Origin of the sequence: Cryptosporangium minutisporangium (genome assembly GCF_039536245.1) — a bacterium.
Taxonomy (GTDB): domain Bacteria; phylum Actinomycetota; class Actinomycetes; order Mycobacteriales; family Cryptosporangiaceae; genus Cryptosporangium; species Cryptosporangium minutisporangium.
The window spans coordinates 84,692-103,989 of the sequence record NZ_BAAAYN010000008.1; the positions used below are offsets into that span (position 1 = coordinate 84,692).

At 71.7% G+C, this 19,298-nt stretch carries 18 protein-coding genes; 10 read left to right on the top strand and 8 right to left on the bottom strand.

The features are described from left to right. Window positions 1-70 precede the first annotated feature (70 nt). The 3 genes from ABEB28_RS07660 to ABEB28_RS07670 all read right to left on the bottom strand — a co-directional run bounded on the left by ABEB28_RS07660 (window position 71) and on the right by ABEB28_RS07670 (window position 1,901). Window positions 71-433: a hypothetical protein gene (locus ABEB28_RS07660; protein ID WP_345727267.1), complete on the bottom strand. Its 363-nt coding sequence runs from the start codon at window positions 431-433 to the stop codon at window positions 71-73. Between the two features lie 94 nt (window positions 434-527). Beyond that, complete coding sequence (locus ABEB28_RS07665) at window positions 528-989, bottom strand: hypothetical protein (RefSeq protein ID WP_345727268.1); 462 nt, start codon at window positions 987-989, stop codon at window positions 528-530. 54 nt (window positions 990-1,043) lie between these two features. Further along, window positions 1,044-1,901 carry a helix-turn-helix transcriptional regulator gene (locus ABEB28_RS07670; RefSeq protein WP_345727269.1) on the bottom strand — a complete coding sequence of 286 codons (858 nt, stop codon included), beginning with the start codon at window positions 1,899-1,901 and terminating at the stop codon, window positions 1,044-1,046. A 190-nt stretch (window positions 1,902-2,091) separates the two neighbouring features. Between ABEB28_RS07670 and ABEB28_RS07675 the strand changes: the two genes are divergently transcribed. The 4 genes from ABEB28_RS07675 to ABEB28_RS07690 all read left to right on the top strand — a co-directional run bounded on the left by ABEB28_RS07675 (window position 2,092) and on the right by ABEB28_RS07690 (window position 6,050). Continuing rightward, complete coding sequence (locus tag ABEB28_RS07675) at window positions 2,092-3,216, top strand: hypothetical protein (RefSeq protein WP_345727270.1); 1,125 nt, start codon at window positions 2,092-2,094, stop codon at window positions 3,214-3,216. Between the two features lie 156 nt (window positions 3,217-3,372). After that, entirely contained in the window at window positions 3,373-4,419 is a 1,047-nt protein-coding gene (locus ABEB28_RS07680; RefSeq protein ID WP_345727271.1) for a hypothetical protein, read from the top strand. A 220-nt stretch (window positions 4,420-4,639) separates the two neighbouring features. Continuing rightward, the gene (locus ABEB28_RS07685) at window positions 4,640-5,566 is read left to right on the top strand and encodes an amidohydrolase family protein (RefSeq protein ID WP_345727272.1); all 927 of its coding nucleotides are present in this window, start codon (window positions 4,640-4,642) and stop codon (window positions 5,564-5,566) included. Then, window positions 5,538-6,050 carry a cysteine dioxygenase gene (locus ABEB28_RS07690; RefSeq protein WP_345727273.1) on the top strand — a complete coding sequence of 171 codons (513 nt, stop codon included), beginning with the start codon at window positions 5,538-5,540 and terminating at the stop codon, window positions 6,048-6,050. Before ABEB28_RS07685 ends, ABEB28_RS07690 begins: the two co-directional genes overlap by 29 nt. Here the strand turns inward: ABEB28_RS07690 and ABEB28_RS07695 are convergent. Beyond that, on the bottom strand, window positions 5,996-8,230 hold the full coding sequence (locus tag ABEB28_RS07695; RefSeq protein ID WP_345727274.1) for an ATP-binding protein: 2,235 nt from the start codon (window positions 8,228-8,230) through the stop codon (window positions 5,996-5,998). The two genes, ABEB28_RS07690 and ABEB28_RS07695, sit on opposite strands and share 55 nt — an antisense overlap. Window positions 8,231-8,329: 99 nt before the next feature. Here ABEB28_RS07695 and ABEB28_RS07700 point away from each other — a divergent pair, with 99 nt between their 5' ends. After that, a complete protein-coding gene (locus tag ABEB28_RS07700; RefSeq protein WP_345727275.1) occupies window positions 8,330-9,256 on the top strand; it encodes a CE1 family esterase in 927 nt (308 codons plus the stop codon). Window positions 9,257-9,310: 54 nt separating this feature from the next. Beyond that, window positions 9,311-10,168: a PI-PLC domain-containing protein gene (locus tag ABEB28_RS07705; RefSeq protein WP_345727276.1), complete on the top strand. Its 858-nt coding sequence runs from the start codon at window positions 9,311-9,313 to the stop codon at window positions 10,166-10,168. A 276-nt stretch (window positions 10,169-10,444) separates the two neighbouring features. On the opposite strand, the gene ABEB28_RS07710 is transcribed toward ABEB28_RS07705, so the two are convergent. Further along, on the bottom strand, window positions 10,445-11,086 hold the full coding sequence (locus tag ABEB28_RS07710) for an FMN-dependent NADH-azoreductase (protein WP_345727277.1): 642 nt from the start codon (window positions 11,084-11,086) through the stop codon (window positions 10,445-10,447). A 181-nt stretch (window positions 11,087-11,267) separates the two neighbouring features. Between ABEB28_RS07710 and ABEB28_RS07715 the strand changes: the two genes are divergently transcribed. Continuing rightward, window positions 11,268-12,263, top strand: a complete 996-nt coding sequence (locus ABEB28_RS07715) for an alpha/beta hydrolase (protein WP_345727278.1) — start codon at window positions 11,268-11,270, stop codon at window positions 12,261-12,263. Between the two features lie 31 nt (window positions 12,264-12,294). On the opposite strand, the gene ABEB28_RS07720 is transcribed toward ABEB28_RS07715, so the two are convergent. Then, on the bottom strand, window positions 12,295-13,122 hold the full coding sequence (locus ABEB28_RS07720) for a PRC and DUF2382 domain-containing protein (RefSeq protein ID WP_345727279.1): 828 nt from the start codon (window positions 13,120-13,122) through the stop codon (window positions 12,295-12,297). Window positions 13,123-13,484: 362 nt separating this feature from the next. On the opposite strand from ABEB28_RS07720, the gene ABEB28_RS07725 reads away from it, so the two are divergent. Continuing rightward, the gene (locus tag ABEB28_RS07725; RefSeq protein WP_345727280.1) at window positions 13,485-14,300 is read left to right on the top strand and encodes a DUF2382 domain-containing protein; all 816 of its coding nucleotides are present in this window, start codon (window positions 13,485-13,487) and stop codon (window positions 14,298-14,300) included. 87 nt (window positions 14,301-14,387) lie between these two features. Here the strand turns inward: ABEB28_RS07725 and ABEB28_RS07730 are convergent, their stop codons facing one another. Next, window positions 14,388-16,358, bottom strand: coding sequence for a serine hydrolase domain-containing protein (locus ABEB28_RS07730; RefSeq protein WP_345727281.1), 1,971 nt, complete (start codon window positions 16,356-16,358; stop codon window positions 14,388-14,390). Between the two features lie 159 nt (window positions 16,359-16,517). Here ABEB28_RS07730 and ABEB28_RS07735 point away from each other — a divergent pair, with 159 nt between their 5' ends. Both ABEB28_RS07735 and ABEB28_RS07740 read left to right on the top strand, forming a co-directional pair. Then, window positions 16,518-17,657 (top strand): sensor histidine kinase, encoded by a 1,140-nt coding sequence (locus tag ABEB28_RS07735; protein WP_345727282.1) that lies wholly within the window; start codon window positions 16,518-16,520, stop codon window positions 17,655-17,657. Further along, window positions 17,654-18,307: a response regulator gene (locus tag ABEB28_RS07740; protein ID WP_345727283.1), complete on the top strand. Its 654-nt coding sequence runs from the start codon at window positions 17,654-17,656 to the stop codon at window positions 18,305-18,307. The genes ABEB28_RS07735 and ABEB28_RS07740 overlap by 4 nt, the downstream gene beginning before the upstream one ends. Before the next feature lie 2 nt (window positions 18,308-18,309). On the opposite strand, the gene ABEB28_RS07745 is transcribed toward ABEB28_RS07740, so the two are convergent. Next, entirely contained in the window at window positions 18,310-19,176 is an 867-nt protein-coding gene (locus ABEB28_RS07745; RefSeq protein WP_345727284.1) for a DUF2306 domain-containing protein, read from the bottom strand. Window positions 19,177-19,298 lie beyond the last annotated feature (122 nt).

Here is a 19,298-nt window from a genome sequence, read left to right on the forward strand (position 1 = left end):
ACCGGAGTAGCAACTCCACCTAGCTCGTAGGTATCGGTGACGATCGGCTGTTGCGTGCGGAGGTTGCGACTCAGTCCGGCCGGCAGACCCCGCAGGGCGTCAAGCCACGGCGGAGCGCCACCTCCCGGCCGACCCATTCGGTCTCCGGATTCCAGCCGGTGCACCCTTGCGTCCGGTGGTAACGCTCGCCAGCGCGGTAGACGAGGACCTCGCCGGCGAGGGCTGCTTCGTGTTCGCGCTGGGGTGCGTTGAGGCGTTCGACGAGTGCCGCGGCGATGTCGGGAGTGACGCCGACACCGACGAACGGTTGTTCCCCCGCACCGACGTCGGGGACCTCGACGTAGAGCGCGTAGTCGTTGGAGCGGCCGCGGCGGATCGGGTAGCGAGCCACCTCTGCAGCGGTCGCCGGACGGGTGTGCCAAGAGCTGTTCACAACGGGCCTCCTCGCCACCGACGTCCGTCGCCGCTTGCGACGTGGGAGTCGATCGTCGCCTGCGTCGGCTACTCCAGTCCAGAGATGACGGTGGCTACTGCCCTTCGACGAACTCGCCGCCGAGCTTGTCCTGGTAGGCGTCGCAGTCGGGTTCGTGGACGCAGCCGATCGTCCAGTTCGGGCCGACGAGCCGTCGACCGCCGTGACCCGTGACGATCCCGCGGGCGCTGATCATCGCCTGGCTGTGGTTGCGATGGATGCCGATCACCACCTGCCCGCGCGGGGTCTCGCAGTAGCCACGCTCGATCGCCAAGTCGGGGTTCGGCACGGCGGTCGGCGTGCAGCCGATCTCGGCGGCCAGCTCCGCGACGCTGTCGTACGACCGGTTTTTGTGCGGCCAGTTGATGACGAGGACCGTCGCGGCCACGCCGATGAGGATGCCTAACAGCATGGAGCCGACAACCCATGGCCAGATCTTGCGGGCCATGCGGGTCGAGGCGGCTGGAGGCGTGGGCTGCTGCTGGTGGTCGGGCTCCGGCGTCGACGGCGCGGTCATGGCACGAAACCGTAGGTCATCCCCGCGACCGCGGCTCGGCGGATTGCCGAGTCGTCAACGTGTCGGGGGCCTTCTGCGCGTTGGCTTCTCGGCAATTCGCTGACGGTGGTCTGCCGCGCCGAGATGGTGGTAGGCGGCGATCACCGCGGTGCGGCTGCCGATCTCCAGCTTGCGGTAGATGCCTTCCAGGTGCTTGTGGACCGTGCGTGGACTGACGCCGAGGATCCGGGCGATCTCGCGATCGCTGTGCCCCTCGGCGAGCCGCCCCACGACCTCCCGTTCCCGCGGGGTCAGCGCATCCCAGTGGTCGACCGCCCGGACGGCCCGGTCGTCGGCCCGGTGGACCACCCGAGCGGCGTCGGCCAACTGCCGGCGCCGCACCCGCCGCGCCACCGCCTGGGCGAGGTGTGCGCTGGCCATGTCGGCCATCGCGCGGTCGGCCGCGCGGAACCCGCGGCGCGATCGGCTGATCGTCAGCAGCGTCCGCCGCCGCGGCTGGGAGCCGACGAGGACCAGCAGGTGATCGGCGACGCCGGCGGGCCGATAGACCTCCCGGTAGAGCGGAAGCTCGCGGAGCGCCCGTGCCGGGAGCAGGTCGCTGAGCGCCACCGGCCGGCCGGGCGCGAACTGACCCCGGGCGTACGCGCCGAAGGCGGGGTGGGCGGGCAGCATCGCCCCGAACCCCTCGGCGCGGCGCAGGTCGGTCTGGCCGGGCGCCAGCGCGACGTCGGTGATCCGCCGGTCCTCGGGGTCGACGCCGTTGTAGGAGACCGTGTCGGCCGGAACCAACAGGCGGAACCGGGCGAGCGCCGCCGGCTGCACGTCCCGCCCCTCGGTGTCGTCGAGGATCGTGTTGATGTCGTAGACCGCGTCGAGCACAGCGCGCAGCTGGCGCGCCGTCAGAGCGTGCATGGGTGTCCCCCGTCACATCGTCGGATGCAGTCGAGGGTCGGGGCAGCGGACGCGCCGGACTGTGGAGGAATCCACACAGGAGCTGTCGGACTACGTACAACTACGCATCGACCGGGCCGCGGTCGCCCTGGTCCCCTGAGTGGGCGCCACCGTACGGCGCAGAAGAAATCCACATCACGGGGGAATCCTCATGTCGGAGACGACGACCACACCGGTGAAGACTCACCGGACCAACCCGAACGCCAACCCGGAGGGCTCGGCGTTCCTGATCACGCTGCTGCAGCGCTACGTCGACCAGGTGTCCGGCCGCACCCGGCGCGAGCTGCAGCTGGCCCAGGAGATCGACGCCCGCCCGGGTGGCCGCGCCACCGCCGAGCAGGCCGTCCGCTCCTGGCGGGCGCTGCCGGTGGAGACGCGTGCCGCGGCGGTGGGCGCCGAGGCTGCGGCCGCGGACCACCGCGCGCGAGTCGACGAGGACGCGTTGCTCGCCCAGGCCCGGCGAGCGTTCCGGGCGCGCGGCGTCCGCAGCCCGCAGGGCTTCAGCGTCCGCGCGGCCACGTCCGGCCGGACCCCGGTCGGCGCGCCACCGTTCACCCTGCCAGCGGTCGAGGCGGACGGCCCGCTGACTCCGAAGCAGACGACGGACGCGGCCACCCGGCCCGACGAGACCGCGCCGGATCCGGACGGTGCCGGCGCGGTGCTCGGCAATCCGCCGCCGGTGGCCGCCTCCGCGGTGGCCGGCACGCTCTACCGCATCCGGTACGTCGGTCTCTACTGCAAGCGGGAGAGCAGCTGGGACGGCGGCAGCAACAGCGACGAGCCGTACGTCTCGTTCAACATGACCGACGACGCCAATCACTCCTGGGCCAAGCGGACCGGGGTCTACGGCGACGTCGACAAGAAGGAGTCCCGCGGGGCGATGCCCGACCCGCTGGTGCTCTACGGCCCGGCGCACACGCCGAGCGACCGCACGTACATCTCCGCCCTCGTCACCGAGCACGACTTCGGGGACCCGGAGAAGATCAAGAAGGCCTGGCACGACGCCGCGACGCTCGGGCAGTGCGTGGCGAAGTACTACGGCGTCGACGTCGACCAGGCGGTCGTGGACAGCGCGGCCAACCTGCTGAACCTGGTGTTCAACCTCGGTGACGACGTCATCGGGTGGGACAGCGTCGTGCTGTGGCCGGAGTCCTGGGAGTGGTTCGCCGCTCAGCCGCTGCTGACGTACAAGGGCATCACGTACCACTTCTTCCTGTTCCACACCGACAACGACTCGGAGTTCTACACCTTCTACCGGATCGACCGGCTGAACTAGCCGGAGTCCACCGCGGCCGGCACGTCCACCGACGTGCCGGCCGCCGTCGCTTCGCGCAGCCGGACACGCTCGGAGATCGCGGTCCCGGAACAGGGACCGTGGATGCGAGGGGCTGGGTAACCTCGCGGCGACGATTCTGGCAGGGAAGGTGGCGTCGTGGCCCGCCGGTGGAGCGCGATCGTGATCGGGTTGGTCCTCGCTGTCGCGGCGTGCGGGAGCGACCCCGAACCCACCCCGAGCGAGTCCAGCCCGAACGCCGTGCCGACCGCATCGGCGGCCGCCGCCGACTACGCCGACCGCAGCATCCCCGACGCGTTCCTCCCGAGATTCGACGGGATCAACAAGTTCGGCGAATCCGCGTTCCTGCAAGGCGCAGGGTGGCGTACCGAGCTGAGTTGGTCAGTGGCCGTCCGGGAGATCAAGGCCCACGACGCCGACGTCTTCCAGGCGTTCCAGAGCGCTCGATTGAAGTACGGGAGCTACGGTTACGCGCCGGACATGGACCTCTTGGCCGCGCCAGGACACGAGTTCATCGTCACCTACCTTCCAGAGACGGACGGCGTCAAAACCGCGCCCGGCAAGCCGAAGCCAGGCCCGTACCAGGTCGTCGTCGCGGGAAAAGCTAGGCCGCTGAACCTGGACCCGTCCGAGTCCGACGTCCTCGTCGTGGTGTCGGTACCGGTCGGTGCCGACGCGACGCTGCGCCACACCCATCAAGGGCGGGTCGCCGAGATCAGCCTCCGCACCGGGAAACCGACCGGCCCTGCCGCGGGTGCCTGCGGGGCGAAGACCGGCGAGGACTCCGCCAGCTTCGGGACTCGCCACGGCGACGAATACGTCACGGCGTCGTTCGACGTCGCGGTGGCGCTCACGTCGCATCTGGAGGGCCGTGGCTGGGCGAAGGGCGGCCGCTGCTGGATGACGGTGGCACTCTCGGCGAGTTACTGGACGCCGGACATGGGACCCCAGAGCTCCTCCTCGCCGCCGGACGGGTTCACCGGCATGGAGCCATCGATCGTCAGCGTCACGGTCGACGGCCGGCGGTATCCGGCCGGGTCGAAGGCCTTCGACGTCGCCGCGTCGGCGAAGACCGTACGGGTGGCCGTGAAACCCCGTGGGCCGCGCAAGGGCGGGGCGCCCCTCCCGTGGGGGAATCTTTCGGGCGCGACCGCGCCGACCGAGGTGACGATCACGCTCGGGTGACCGGCGCCCTGCTGGACGCCGAGCGGCCCAGGCCTGCAGCTGCTCATAGCCGTTGGCCTGGTCGCGGACGACGAGGGTCGCCAGCCGGCGGCCGACCGGATCGGTCAGCGCAGCGGTGTTGCCGCAGGTGGAAGGGGTCTGTCGGGACTTGACACGGGTTCACGTTAACCGGTTAACTGAAGCGGTTAACCCAGTCAATCGGTAGGAATACCATCACGGCATGCGTATCGACGTGCATCAGCATCTGTGGCCGGAGCCGCTGCTCGACGCGTTGCGTGCCCGCACCGTGCCGCCGCGGCTCGACGGCTGGGTCCTGCACACCCACAGCGCACCGCCGTACGCGGTGAACCCGGCCGACCACGACGTCGCAGCGCGGGCCGCGCTGGTCGCCGCCGACGGGTTCGACCGGGCGCTGATCTCGCTCTCCAGCCCGCTGGGCATCGAGTGGCTTCCGGCCGCTGAGGCCACGCCGCTGCTGGACGCCTACCACGCCGGCGTCGCCGCGCTACCCGGCCAGTTCGGCGCCTGGGCGGCCGCTGGTCTCGACGAGATCGACACGGTCGCGCTGGAGCGGGCGCTCGACGCCGGATGTGTCGGGCTGCAGCTGCCCGCCGACGCGCTGGTGGACCCGGCGGGTTACCAGCGGTGCGGGCCGCTGCTGGAGGTGCTCGAGCGGCGGGACGCTCCGCTGTTCGTCCACCCCGGCCCGCACCCCGCCCCGCCGGCCGGTGCACCCGACTGGTGGCCGGCGCTGAGCCCCTACGTCCATCAGATGCACGACGCCTGGCACGCGTTCGTCGCGTTCGGGCGGGCCGCGCACCCGTCGCTGCGGGTCTGCTTCGCGCTGCTGGCAGGGCTGGGTCCACTGCACGGCGAGCGTCTCGCCGCGCGCGGTGGTCCGGCTCGCCGCCGGGTCGACGTGGACGCCTTCGTCGAGACGTCGTCCTACGGCCCGCGCGGGGTGGACGCGATCGTCCGGGTGCTCGGCGTCGATCTCGTGGTGCTCGGCTCCGACCGGCCGTACGCCACCGTGCCCGACTTCGGCTTCGGGCCGGCGTTCGATCACGCGCTGGCCGTGGCCAACCCTGGCCGCCTGCTCTACGGAAAGGAAGGGAACCGTGAGCTTCGACGCCCTACCAGCACGTGACCTGGGCAAAAACGAACTCCGCGCCTTGGTCGACGAGCTGGCCCGCCACCCCGAACAGTGGCGGGAACACGTGGCGTTCTCCGACTCCGAACGCCACTACGTCTCGCTCTACCGCGACGACCACGTCGACGTCTGGCTGCTGTGCTGGACCCCGCAGAACGACACCGGCTGGCACGACCACGACATCTCTTCCGGCGCGGTGGCCGTCGTCCAGGGCGCGGTACACGAGAACAACCCCCGGATCGGTGGGCACCACGTCGACGTCATCGTCCGGGCCGGTGAGTCGTTCTGCTTCGGTCCCGACCACATCCACCGGATGTCCGGCGCCGACGCCGAAAGCGTCTCCATCCACGCCTACTCCCCGCCGCTCTGGCGACTGGGCACGTACGTGATCACCGACGACGGCGTGATGCGCCGGACGTCGGTCAGCTACGCCGACGAACTGCGCCCACTCGACGCGCGGTCGGGGGTCAGCGCTGCCTGAGGCCGCTCCTCCGCAGCGTCCGCCGGATCCGCGCCGCCGGGGAGCGTGAACCAGAAGCGCGTCCCGCCGCCGGGATTGTCGCTCGCGCCGATCGTCCCCCCGTGTCGTTCGACGATGCGTTGGCAGATGGAGAGCCCGAGGCCGGTGCCGGGGTAGCTCTCGCCGGTGTGCGCCCGGTGGAACCGGGCGAACACGCGGCCGTGTTCGCCCGGCGGAAGACCGATTCCGCGGTCGGCCACCTCGACGCGCACCCAGTCTCCGGCGCCGGGCAGGGGCCGCGCGGTCACGTCGACTCGCGCCGGCTGGCCAGGCGCCGTGTACTTCAGCGCGTTGCCGATCAGGTTGTCGAGGACTTGCCGAACGAGCACCGGATCACCCTGGACGCACGGCAGTTGACCGACGTAGATGTCGGGGAAGTACTCGCCGGCCCGGGACGCCTCCAGCCGCGCGGCCACCACGTCGTGCACCAGGTCGCCGAGCGGGAACGACGAGCGGTGCACCGTCGCGTCGCGGGCGCTGGTGTAGGCGAGCAGGTCGTCGATGAGCCTGCGCATCCGCTCCGCGGTCACCCGGATCCGGTGCAGATGGTCAAGGCCCTCGTCGCGGACCGCGCCGGTCGTCTCCTCGGTCAGTAGCTCCTCCAGCAGCTCGCCGTAGCCCACGACGGTGGTCAGCGGCGACTTCAGGTCGTGCGCGACGACGCCGGCGAACCCCTGGAGCTCGACCTCGTGCGCCCGGGCCTCGGTGATGTCGTGGAAGACGGCGACCGCGCCGATCGACCCGTCCGCCAGCTCCAGCTGTCGGGCACTGACCGTGATCACCGCCCCGTCCGGCCGCGCGGGGTTGCGGATCAGCATCTCGACGTCGTCCGGAGCCTCGCCGGCCAGCGCCCGGATCAGGGGGAGCTGCTCGAGTGGGAACTCGGAGCCGTCGGGGCGGAACAGGCCGTAGTGCTGCTGCCACTGACTGGGGTCGTCGGCGTCGAGGTCGATGCCGAGCATGCGCTTGGCGGCCGGGTTGTGGGCGAGGAAGCGGCCCTGCTGGTCGACGACGCCGACGCCCTCGGTGATCGTGTCCAGCACGGTGCCGAGCAGCCGTGCCTGGTCGCGGGCCTCGCGTTCGGTGGTGCGCAACTCCGCCGTCGCCGCCCGGACCCGCCGCTCGGCTCGCCCGCGGGCACTGGCCAGCGTCGCCACCAGCGCGGCGAGGAGTGCGGTGAAGGCCAGAAGCGCGGTGGTCAGGGCCACGGCGGGGATTCGGCTGCCACCGGGCAGTGTCTCGGAGACCGCAGCGGTCCGGAGTACCCACTGCCGCTGGGCCACCGGGAGGTCCACGGTGCGCTGCTGGTCCCGGCGCTCGGTGGAGTCCGCGACCAGGCCGGCGACGAGCGTCTCCCCGCCGTTGGCGTTCCGGGCCGCGAGGCTCACGTCCAGGTGGTCCTGCGCGACCCGGGACAGCGTCGCGCGGATGAAGTCCTGGCCGCGCAGGCCCATGATGATCCAACCCCGGAACTGGAAGTTCCCGGCGGCGTCCAACCCCTGCACCGGCGCGGTGAGCACGAACGCGTGTTGTCGGGCCGACGGCGGCAGCTCCCGGTCGATGATCAGCTGATACGTATCGGACACCGCGACGGCCCCGGTCCGCCGGGAGTCTTCGACCGCCGCGTACGGTGCCGGTGCCTGGGTGATGTCGATGCCGTTCGTCAGCGTGCCCTGGCTGCTCAGGCGATTCGAGAGCACCGAGATGACGTGCGGACCGGCGCCGTGCGGCCGGACGACCAGCCCGTCCGAGCCGCGCTGCCGCCACTCGGCCTGGACCTGGGCGATTTGATCGTGTTGCGCCGGGACGAGGAACGCGATCGAGGTCGCACCGGGCAGGCTGATCGGCCCGAGCGGCGCGGTGGCGCGGGAGAACGACGTCGCGGTCACCGTCTCCAGCGCCCCGAGGGCCGCGGCGAGCGTCCGCATCTGGTCCAGGTACCGGTTGACCTCGGCTCGCACCGCCGCGGCCATGAGAGCGGTCCGGTTGTCCATGACCCGGGCGGCGGCCCGGTCGGCGGAGTCTCGCAGCACCGACCCGACGCCGAGCGACGCCAGCGCCCCCGCGAACAGCACCAGCACGCTGAGCGCGGCGACCGACCAGATCCCGCGCCCGGCCCCCGTCTTCCGGCGCCCCCGCACGTCTTCCCATCGACGGCAGCGCGTCCTGCCTGAGGGTCTGGTCCGGGCATTCGCCTCGGTCGGGCATTCTCGGATCAGACCGGACTCGGAGGTCGGCTGATGCGGACGATCATGGTGCTGCTGGTGACGGTGCTCGCCGTGGCCGGTTGCGGACGCGGAGGGCCGGACCCGGCGCCGACCGCCTCTCCGAGCGCGGGCACGCATGCGTACTCGTTGCGGGTCGGCGACCTCGACCGGCGGTACCAGGTCCACGTGCCGGCCGCCGCGGTCGGGCGGACCGGGGTACCGGCCGTGATCGTCCTGCACGGCGGAGGCGGGAGCGGCAGCCAGGTCGCCGAGCAGACCGGCTTCAGCGCGCTCTCCGACCGGGAGGGTTTCCTCGCGGTGTATCCCGACGGCTCCGGTCGCACGAAGCTTCTGACCTGGAACGCCGGCACCTGCTGCTCGTACGCGCGCGACCAGGGCATCGACGACGTCGGATTCGTGCGGGCGCTGATCGACACGCTCGCCGACCGGTTCGGCGTCGGGCGGGTCTACGTCACCGGGTTCTCGAACGGCGCGATGCTCACCTACCGGGTCGGCTGCGAGCTCGCCGACCGGATCACCGCGATCGCACCGGTGTCCGGCGCGATGAACGTGCCGAGCTGCGACCCGGCCCGCCCGCTGCCGGTCTACACCCTGCACGGCGACGCCGATCCGGTCGTCCCGTACGCCGGGGGCACGTCGGCGTCGAGGATCGCGAGCGAGGAGCGGGCCGGCGCCCACCGCTCGGTGGCGTACGCGGTGGACTTCTGGACGCGAGCCGACCGATGCACCGTCGACCCCGCTCGCAGCGTCGACGGGGCGATCACGTCGGTGCGGTACACCGCGTGCGCGCCGGGCGCGGAAGTGCGGCTGGACACCGTCGCCGGGGGCGGACACGCGTGGCCGGGCGGGAAGTCCGTACGCCGCGGCGCCGACGCGCCGACCACCGAACTCGACGCCACGGCCGCGATCTGGGACTTCTTCCGCACCCGCTCCGGTTAGCCGAACGGGTTCGCTGGTTAAGTCTTCTCCGGACGCCGGGAGAAGGAGCAGTCGATGTCCTCGTTAGTGACCGTGCTGGTGGGCCTGGCCGTGGTGGTGGTGATCGGGGTCGGTGTGGGCGTGGCGACCCACCTGCGGCACCGCCGGTGGGGTCCGCTGGTCGGCGGGCACGCGCACAACGACTATCAGCACGGCCGGCCGCTGCTGTCCGCGCTCGACCAGGGCTTCACCAGCGTCGAGGTGGACGTCTGGCCACACCAGGACGAGGAGGGCGTCGCCCGGCTGCTCGTCGGACACGACGCGGAGGACCTGGAGTACTGGCGGACGCTGCGCGGCCTCTACCTCGAGCCGCTGGCGCGGCGGGTCGCTGCGCACGGCGGCGTGCTACCCGGCTACGACCGCCCGTTCCAGCTGTTGGTCGAGGTCAAGCACGACCCGGAGTGGTGCTGGGAGCTGCTCTCAGCCGAGCTCGCCGAGTACCAGGACATGCTGACCCGCTTCGAGGGCGACCAGATCCATCCCGGCGCGGTCACGGTGGTGATCTCCGGTAAGCCTCCGCGGGAGGCGCTGGCCGCTGAGCCGGTCCGGTACGCGGCCTGTGACGGCACGCTCGCCGCGGTCGGCAGCGACGCGCCGGCCGCGCTGGTGCCGCTGTGCAGCGAGAAGTGGGATTGGAAGTTCCACTGGAACGGGCACGGCCAGATGCCGGAGGAGGAGCGCGCGAAGCTTCGCGAATGGGTCGCGAAGGCCCACGCCGAGGGGCGCACCGTGCGGTTCTGGGGAGTGCCTGCGCGCTCGCGCAAGCAACGCAAGGCGTTCTGGCGGGAGATGCGCGACGCCGAAGTGGATTACTTGGGCACCGATGATCTGTCGGCGCTGCGCGCGTTCCTGCACGTGCCGTCCGCCCGCTGAGGCGCCGCCGCTGCGGGTGGGTGCGGCGGGGTGGGTGGTTTTCCCGAAAATCAACCTCTCCGGGGTTAGGGAGAGGTTGAGTTCCCGAAAATCAACCTCTCCCGCGCGCCGGAGAGGTGGTCTTCCCGAAAATCCGCCCCCACCCGGCGGCGCGGGCGCGCGCGCGGGGCGGTGCGGGCATGGGGCGGGGGCGCGTGTGCGGCGCGCGGGGCCTCGTGGCGCGATGATCCGCCCCCCCCGCCCCGCCGCAGCGGGCCCCGCTCGGGGGCGCGGCGCTCAGAGGTTGTTGGCTATGGCGGTGGCCTCGAGTTGGACGGCGGCGAACAGGTCCTCGCTGTGCCTAACTTGGTCCGCGAGGGCGGGGAGGCGCGAGGCGAGCGTCAACTCGGTGGCGAGCACGGTGACCTTCATCCCGAGGGCGGTGCCGAGCACGATCCGGAGCACCGGCGTCAGGTGGTCCCACCCCGCGGTCGGCGACCCCTCGACGTACGAACCGCCGGCACTCGTCACCACCACCGCCGGACGTCCGGCCAGCGGCTGGCTCGGCGTCTCGTCGATCGTCGTCGTCACGCCCGGGACGTGGACGTAGTCGATCCAGGTCTTCAGCGTCGAGGGCAGCGAGTAGTTGTACATCGGCGCTCCGACCAGGAGGACGTCCGCGGCGAGCAACTCGTCGAGGATCGTCTGCTGCAGCGCCTCGTCCTCGGCCGGCGCGGTCTCGGTCGCGGTCCGCAGCCGCGGCGCCCAGTGCAGGGCCGGCGTCGAGAGCCGGGGGAGCGGATCGGTGTGCAGGTCGCGGTAGGTGACGGTGTGGTCGGCACCCCGGCCGGCCCACGTTTCGGCGAACGCTGCGGTGATCGCCCGGGAACGCGACCCGGTCAGGTCGGCGGACGAGTCCAGGTGCAGCAGGTGGGGCATGAGGGGTCCTCCGGACGCCGACGCGATGGTGCCCCACGGTTATAGCCCGGCCGATTCCGGGGTCGTCGGCGGTCTGGGTGTTTCGATTCCGCCATGCGAAGATGGCGAATTCTCCGACACGGACGGTGCGGGATTCCTACACTGAGCCGCCGGATGGTCTGGTGTCGCAAGGAGGCGGCGGATGTCGCGGTTACGCGTGTTTCTGGTGTCCGCAGTCGCCGCCGTACTCGTGGCGACCGCTTTGTCCGCCGTGCGCGCCACACCGGCGCTCGCCGACGTCGGCGGGTTGTCGAAGGGCGTCGCGGACGACGGCGCTCGCGTGGTGAGCGAGACGTTCGTCGAGTGGCAGAAGCTCGACATCGTCGTCGAATCGCCGGCGATGAACGGTCGGACCCCGGTGCGGCTCCTGCTGCCGAAGGACTACTTCACCCAGCCCGACCGGAAGTGGCCGACGCTGTACCTCATGCACGGCTGCTGCGAGCCGCAGGACTACAAGTCCTGGACTGCGTTCACCGACGTCTACGACTTCTTCCACAACCGCAACGTCCTGGTCGTGATGCCGAGCGACGGTCTCGCCGGGTTTTACAGCGACCCGCTGCGCGGCTCCGGACCCAAGTACGAGACGTTCCACATCAACGAGCTGACGCAGATCATCGAGCGTGGCTACCGCGGGTCGAACGTCCGCGCGATCGCCGGCCTCTCCGTCGGTGGGTTCGGGTCGTTCTCCTACGCCGCACGCCACCCCGGCATGTTCAAGGCGGCGGCGTCGTACAGCGGTCTGCTCGACACGCTGGTGCCGGGCGGTCCGGCCGCAGTCGAGTGGATGCGCCGCCAGGCGGGCGAGGACCTGTTCAGCCTCTGGGGCGACTCGATCCTCAACCGCCGCACCTGGCAGGCGCACAACCCGGCCAACCTGCTCTCCGGCCTGCGGGGTACGCAGCTCTACATCTCCTGCGGGGACGGACGCGCGGCCGACCTCGACCAGGACGACACGTTCGTCTGGCAGGAGACAGCGGCGTTGCTGACCACCCAGAGCTTCGTCTCGAAGGCGCGGTCGGCCGGGTTGCCGATGACCGTCCGCCTCTACGGGCGGGGCACCCACACCTGGCCCTACTGGCAGCGGGAGTTCAAGAACTCCTGGCCGATGCTCGCGTCCGCGCTCGGCGTCCCGGCCTGAGGCCTGTTGCGGAACCCTCTCCGCGCGACCTTCAGTCCGGCGGGGGTTGCTCGAGGTCGATCTTCTCCCGCCGGACCTGTCCGGAGACCGTCTGTTCGTCGGTCACCTGCTCCTTCGCGAGGTGGACGCGTTCGGTCGGCACGGTCTCGGTCCGGACGACGATTCGCTCGGCGTGCAGCGTGACGCCCTCGTCGGTGTCGTCGGTGTCCGAGGCCTCGACGGCGTCCGCCGGGGTGGTGGTGGCCGGGTCGGCGTCGGGGTCGATCGGTTCCCACTCCACCCGGAACTCCTCCCGGGACACCGGGACGGTGACCTGCACTTCCTCGGTGACGACGTACTTCTTCAGGCGCGCTCGCGCGGCCGGCTGACTCTCCGTGTGGATGCGGAGTTGCTCCTCCGATCGCGTCATCGCGTCGTCCGCAGCCCGCTCGGTGGAGACGGTCTGCTGAGCGGGCGGGGAGGGCGCCGGTGGCTGCGGCGCCGTAGCAGGAGAGGGCGGCGGCGTGGCCGGCGTCCGTGCCTGCGGGGCATCGTCGTCGGGGGTCAGGCCGAAGAACGTGTGCAGAGCGCGTTCCTGGGCGGGGGACAGCCCACCGTTCCGCCCGGCCGGCTCGACCGTCGGTGCGCCCTTCACCCGGTCCTTCTCCAGCGGCAACACCACCGCGCCCTGGTCGGGCACCGCGCCCGTCAGTGGAACGATGCTGGACGACCGGCTCAGGAGGCCGGTCCGGATCGCGATGAACGTCGGCGCCTGCGACTGGGCGTCGACGTAGACGCGCTCGACGGTGCCGATCCGGTCTCCGTGGCGGTCGAACACCTCTCGGTCGAGCAACTCGCCAGCTTTCCACTGTGCTGACACGTTCGTCCCCTTTGAACGCACGGCTCGTGAGTACGCGACAGCGCAACGTCAACGATGGGCACTGTCGGATAGCCCGTCTCGCGGGTTCGGAAACGGGCGGACGGCGACTCGCGGGCCGTGCGTCGATTTGATCGGAGGAAATTGAAGCGCGTGCGCGGCCTCGATTCAGAGGGCTGCGCGAGGCCGTTTCCCGAGGCGGATCCGGGTTACCCGGGGGTTGCGGACAGTGGTCAAATCCGTCTCGCCGGTCCTCTTTAGACTGGAAAGTTGCGGTATCGACGGTTTAGGTAGCGGTGACTCGCGGTTATCACTGCGGCGCATCGCCGACTCGATAACCCAACCGGAGCGAGAGGAGAACATCGATGCTGACCCAGGAACAGATCCCGTCGCTCATCGATTCGACCGCGTACGACCCTTCGGGTGACAAGATCGGCGCGATCAAGCAGGTCTACCTCGACGACCGCACCGACCAGCCCCAGTTCGCCACCGTCCACACCGGTCTGTTCGGGCTCAAGGAGACGTTCGTGCCGCTGGAGGGCGCCGAGCTCCGCGGCGACCGGGTCGTCGTCCCGGTGGACAAGGCGCAGGTGAAGGACGCGCCGAACATCGATCCGGACGGTAGCGACGGATCCCTGACCCCGCACCAGGTCGCCGAGCTCTACCGGCACTACCACCTGTCCTCCGCGCCGAGCGGTACCCGCGACACGTACGCGGCGCAGGTCGGCCGGGACACCGCCCGCGGGGAAGACGAGCAGTGGTCCGAGCAGGGCACCGGCCGCACCGAGCGCACTGAGCGCACGGGCCGCAGCGGCCGCACCGACGACGCGATGACCGTGTCGGAGGAGCGGCTGAACGTCGACACCGAGACCCACGAGGCGGGGCGAGCCCGGCTGCGCAAGTACGTGGTGACCGAGGACGTCCAGCAGACCGTGCCGGTGACCCGTGAGCGCGTCCGCGTCGAGCGTGAGCCGATCACCGAGGCCAACCGGGACCAGGCGCTCTCCGGTCCGGCGATCTCCGAGTCCGAGCACGAGGTGACGCTCCACGAGGAGAAGCCGGTCGTGCAGAAGGAGGCCGTTCCGGTGGAGCGGGTCCGCCTCGGCAAGGAGACCGTCACCGAGGAGGAGACCGTCGGCGGTCAGGTCCGGAAGGAGCGGATCGACACCGACGGGGTCTGAGCCCGTCACTCCTGCCACGAAGCCCTGCCCCGCACTCCGCGGGGCAGGGCTTCGTCAGGTAAGGCCGCTCGCCGCTCGGATAACCCGTCAGCCGAACTGCCATCCGAGCAGGTTCCACTGCCAGCAGAACCAGGCCAGCGCGCCCAGCCCGCCGAGCAGGACCACCTGGTGCACGCGGGACACCACCGCGGCGCCGCGCCACCCGGCGATCGTGCATCCGACGGCTCCGGCTGTCAGCGCCAGCGCGATCAGCGGCAGGAAGAACAGCAGGCGGAAGCCGAGCGGGGCGCCGTAGATGTAGGCGCTGGTGTCCCCGAACAGGGCGGCGGCCAGCCCGACGAGGAACCCGAGCCCGAGTAGCGCCGCCCCGGCCGCGAGCCCGCGCGACACCCGCCAAGTGCGGCGCACCCCCGGACGGATCGACCGCCGCCGGAACCGCCGCCACACCGCGGCGATCGGTATCGCCAGCGCACTCAGCGCCGCGACCGCGAACGCCACCAGAACACCCAGGTTGAACGGCAGCGTCTTGGCGCGGTCCAGCAACTCGAAGGTGGGTCCGTCCGTGGCGACGTACCGGACCCCGTCCGAGCCCGACACGGCCACCAGGTGGTCGTCGTCGCTGCGGTACGAACCGTCGCCCTGGGGCGTCCACGTCTTGCTCCTGAACCGGATGGAACCATCGTCCTCCACCCGCAGGCGCGCGGGACCGAGCAGCGTGAGCAGCTTCTCCATGCCCGAGGCGTTGCGGCGGGTCGGCGCGTAGAAGCCGGCCTGCGGAGGATTTGTCTCGTCGCCCGACGCCGTCGGCGCGGAGCCGGGCGCGAACCGGTCGAGGAAGCCCTCGATGACCTCGCCCAGCACCTCGAAGCCGTCGGCGGAGTTCACCGAGAAGAACATGCCGAGGTCGCAGTCCGGGATCAGCAGCAGTGCGCTGCCGAACCCCTCCCAGCTGCCGTCGTGCATCAGCACCCGGTGGCCGTTGAACGTCCGGTCGACGAAGCCGTGCGCGTACCCGCCACCGAGCCGCGGATCGGCGGAGAACGAGCGGGTGTGCATCGTCGCCACGGTCTTCGGCGCGAGGATGCGCTCGGATCCGTACGTCCCCTGGTTCAGGTGCGCGATCGCGAAGTGCGCCATGTCCGACGCCGTCGCGCTGATCGCGCCGTCCGGGGTGAGCTGGTCGAACGTGAACGGAACCGCCCCGTCGTCGCCGTAGCTGCGCGCGAGATCCCCGGCGAGCGCCTTCGGTACCGGCTCTGACGCGGTCGTGTGGTCCATCCGGAGCGGCGCGAGCACGTGCCGTTGGATGTACTGGTCGTACGGCTCGCCGCTGACCAACTGCACCAGATATCCGGCCAGCGCCGCGCCGTAGTTGGAGTACGCGGAGACCACCCCGGGCGGCCGGATCCGGTCCGGCATGTTTTCGGCCAGGTACTCGCCGAGCGGCTGGACGTCCGCGGCGGTCCGCGCGCCGGTGCCCATGATCCGGTCCTCGAAGCCCGCGGTGTGGCTGAGCAGCATGCGCAGGGTGATCGGCTGCGGGTACGTCCGCGGGACCTCGAAGTCCTTCAGGTACGAATTGACGTCCACGTCCAGGTCCAGGCGGCCCGCCTCGACCTGCTGCATCACCGCGGTCGCGGTGAACAACTTGGTGATCGACGCGATCCGCACCAGCGACCGATCGCCGTCCATCGGGACGGCCCGGGCGACGTCGGCCTGCCCGTAGCCCGCGGTGAACACGGTCCGGGTGCCGGACACCACCGACACGACCGCGCCCGGCACGTCGTCGCGGGCGAGCTTGGCCGGCACCGTCCGGTCGAAGTAGTCCGCGGCGGCGGCCGCCGTCGCCGGTACGCAGGTCGGGGGCGCCGCCTGGGCGGGCGTCGCCACGCATAGTCCGGCCAGGCTCACCGCGGCGACACCCAGCGCCGCCGGCACCAGTCGGCCGCGCTGCTGCGGTCGCGCCGGTTCGACCCGTGAACCGCGTCGCTGCGGCGGCGACGTGGCCGGTGGCGGGCGCCACCGGCGCGTTCGGCCGGTGCGGGGGATGCGGAACACGAGGCCCTCCTTCGTCGACGGGTTCGGCGCTCAGCGTCCCGGCGGGCGACCCCCCGCCACATCGCCGCGCGGTCGGCGGCCGTCTCCCCGAAAAGTCGGAGACGATCGTCGACCGAAGTGGCATGAGATCACCGTCCGTGCCTGCCTACGCTGCGACGTATGGAGACCTGGCAGCGGTGGCACGGCGATCCGCGGATCGTGGACGGCCTGCTCGTCGCCGGCTGCCTGTTACTGACCGCGTTCGCGATGAAGACCCCCTGGTCGGTGCTGCCGCTGCCGGTGATCGCGGTGGCCGGCGTCGTCGCGAGCCTCGCCCAGTGGCGCCGACGCCGGTGGCCGCACGTCGCCGCGGTCGCCGGTGCGGTCGGGAACGCCCTGGCCGGCAACCCGGGGCCGTTGCTCGTCGGTCTCTACGCGGCCGGCGCGTACGCGCCGCGCCGACACGTCGCCTGGCTCGCGGTGGTGGGCTGGGCCGGCGCGGCCGGCTTCAGCTGGGTCGACGCTGGGCGTCTCACGCCGTCGGACGCGGTGTACGCGGCCGCTATTGCGCTGGTACCGATCGGGGTCGGTGTCCACGTGGCCACTCGCCGGGCGCTTCAGGTGGCCTGGCAGGAACGGGCCGAGCGGGCGGACGCCGAGCGAGTGCTCCGGGACGAGCAGGCCCGGGCGGCCGAGCGCACCCGGATCGCCCGGGAGATGCACGACGTCCTGGCGCACAAGGTGTCGCTGATCGCGCTGCACGCCGGTGCGCTGGAGCTGACCGCCGACGGCGGCGCGGCACGCGTCCGGGAGGGCGCCGGCGTGATCCGAACGACCGCGCGGGAGGCGCTGCACGAGTTGCGTACCGTGCTCGGTGTCCTGCAGGCCGACACGGAGCCGTTCACCGACCTGGAGTCGCTGGTGGCGGACGCGTCCCGGGCGGGGCAGCAGGTGACGCTGGACGACACCGCGGGAGTGCTACCGGCGCCGTCGGCGCGGGTGGTGCACCGGGTCGTCCAGGAAGGACTGACGAACGCGCGCAAGCACGCACCGGGTGCGGTGGTCACGGTGACCCTGCGGCGGGACGAGGAGGGAGTGCGGGTGACGGTCGCCAACGCGGGGGCGGACGGCGTCCCGCTGGACCTACCGGGCTCCGGCTCCGGTCTGGTCGGGCTGGGTGAGCGGTTGCGGCTGGTCGGCGGGGTGCTCGACGCCGGGCCGGTGAGCGGGGGATGGGAGCTGCGGGCGACCGTGCCGTGGCTCGATCCGCCCGCCGACGAGGCGCGCGGAGCCGCGGTGCGACCGGCGGAGGCCCGGTGACCTCCGTTCTTCTCGTCGACGACGAAGCCCTGGTCCGTGCCGGGTTGCGACTGATTCTCGAGACCGCTGACGATCTCACGGTCGTCGGCGACGCGGAGGACGGCCGGGCCGCGATCGAGGCGGTCGGCCGCCACCGCCCCGACGTCGTGCTGATGGACGTCCGGATGCCGCGGATGGACGGGGTGACCGCCACCGCGACGCTGCGCGCGCGTGCCGATCCGCCGTCGATCATCGTGCTGACCACGTTCAACGCCGACGACGACGTGTTCCGCGCGCTGGCGGCGGGCGCCACCGGCTTCCTGCTGAAGGACACGCCGCCGACCGAGCTGCTGCGCGCGGTCCGCCTCGCCGCCGCCGGGGACGCGATGCTCTCGCCGAGCGTGACCCGTCAGGTGATCACCCGCATCACCGCGGAGGATCGCAGCCGTCCTCGCCGGGAGGCGCTGGCCCGCCTGGAGGAGCTGACCGGCCGCGAGCGGGAGGTGCTGGTCGAGATCGGACGGGGCTACCCGAACGCGGAGATCGCGGGCCGTCTGCACATGAGCGAGGCGACCGTGAAGAGCCACGTCTCCCACCTGTTCGAGAAGCTCGCCGCGACCAACCGTGTGCAGCTCGCGCTCGCGGCGTTCCGCGCCGGCCTGGTCGACTGATCTCAGGTACTGACGTCGGCGCGGGGTCTCCGTGGCCGTGCCGCCGAGCGGGCGTGGTCGGGGCGCGCTCCGTCGGGGCTGGTGGAGTCGGGGCTGGTGAAGTCGGGACGGGCCCCGACTGGGCTGGCGTGGTCGGGGCGCGCGGAGCCGGGGCGCGCTCCGTCGTGGCGAGCGGGGTCGTGGCGGGCTTGGTCAGGGCGGGCTTGGTCAGGGCGGGCTTGGTCAGGGCGGGCGCGGCCGGGCGTCGGGCGGCGGAGGACCCACTCGGCGACCGCGATGTTGATCAGCCATCCGGCCGTCGTCAGCACGGTCTTGCTCGGGACGTCGAGCGGACCGACGAGCAACAGCCACGGCGCCTGCGTGAAGGCCTGAGTACCGGCGGCGATGCCCAGCGCGTAGCCGCGGACCATCCAGCGCCGGTGGGTCGCGACGTCCCGTCGCCGGATCGCCCGGACGCCGAGCACGAGGAACGCGGTCATCGCCACGCCCACCACGACGCGGACGACTGCCAGCGCGTTGCCGTCGGTCTCCGCGCGGCCGGAGAACAGCGTGATCCAGACGCCGGAGAGTGCCGCGACCATCCCGCTCGGGGCGACGATCCGGCCGGACCAGCGGTGCCAGCGGTGCCGGCGTAACCGTGGCGCGAACTGGAGCGCGCCGAGCACCGCGAACAGGGTGACGCTGACGATGTGCACGACGATCGGGATCGGCGCGGCGACGAACCGGGCGTTCTCCGGCGTGACCGCGGGCCCGGAGGCCAGCTCGGTGACCCGGACGGCGCCGGCCACGACCGGGATGAACGCCAGCAGGAGCAGCGCGACCGGGACGAGCCAGTCGGACGTGCGGCGAGGCACAGGGTGGGCGGGCATGTCTTCGATCCTGACCGGAGCGCCCCGCCGTCTCATCGGAGCAGAGGCCGCAGTCTTCCCGGCCGGAAGAGCGGCACCCGCGTAGTACTTCCGGCGCCGCCGCGGGCACCGCACTTCCCGAA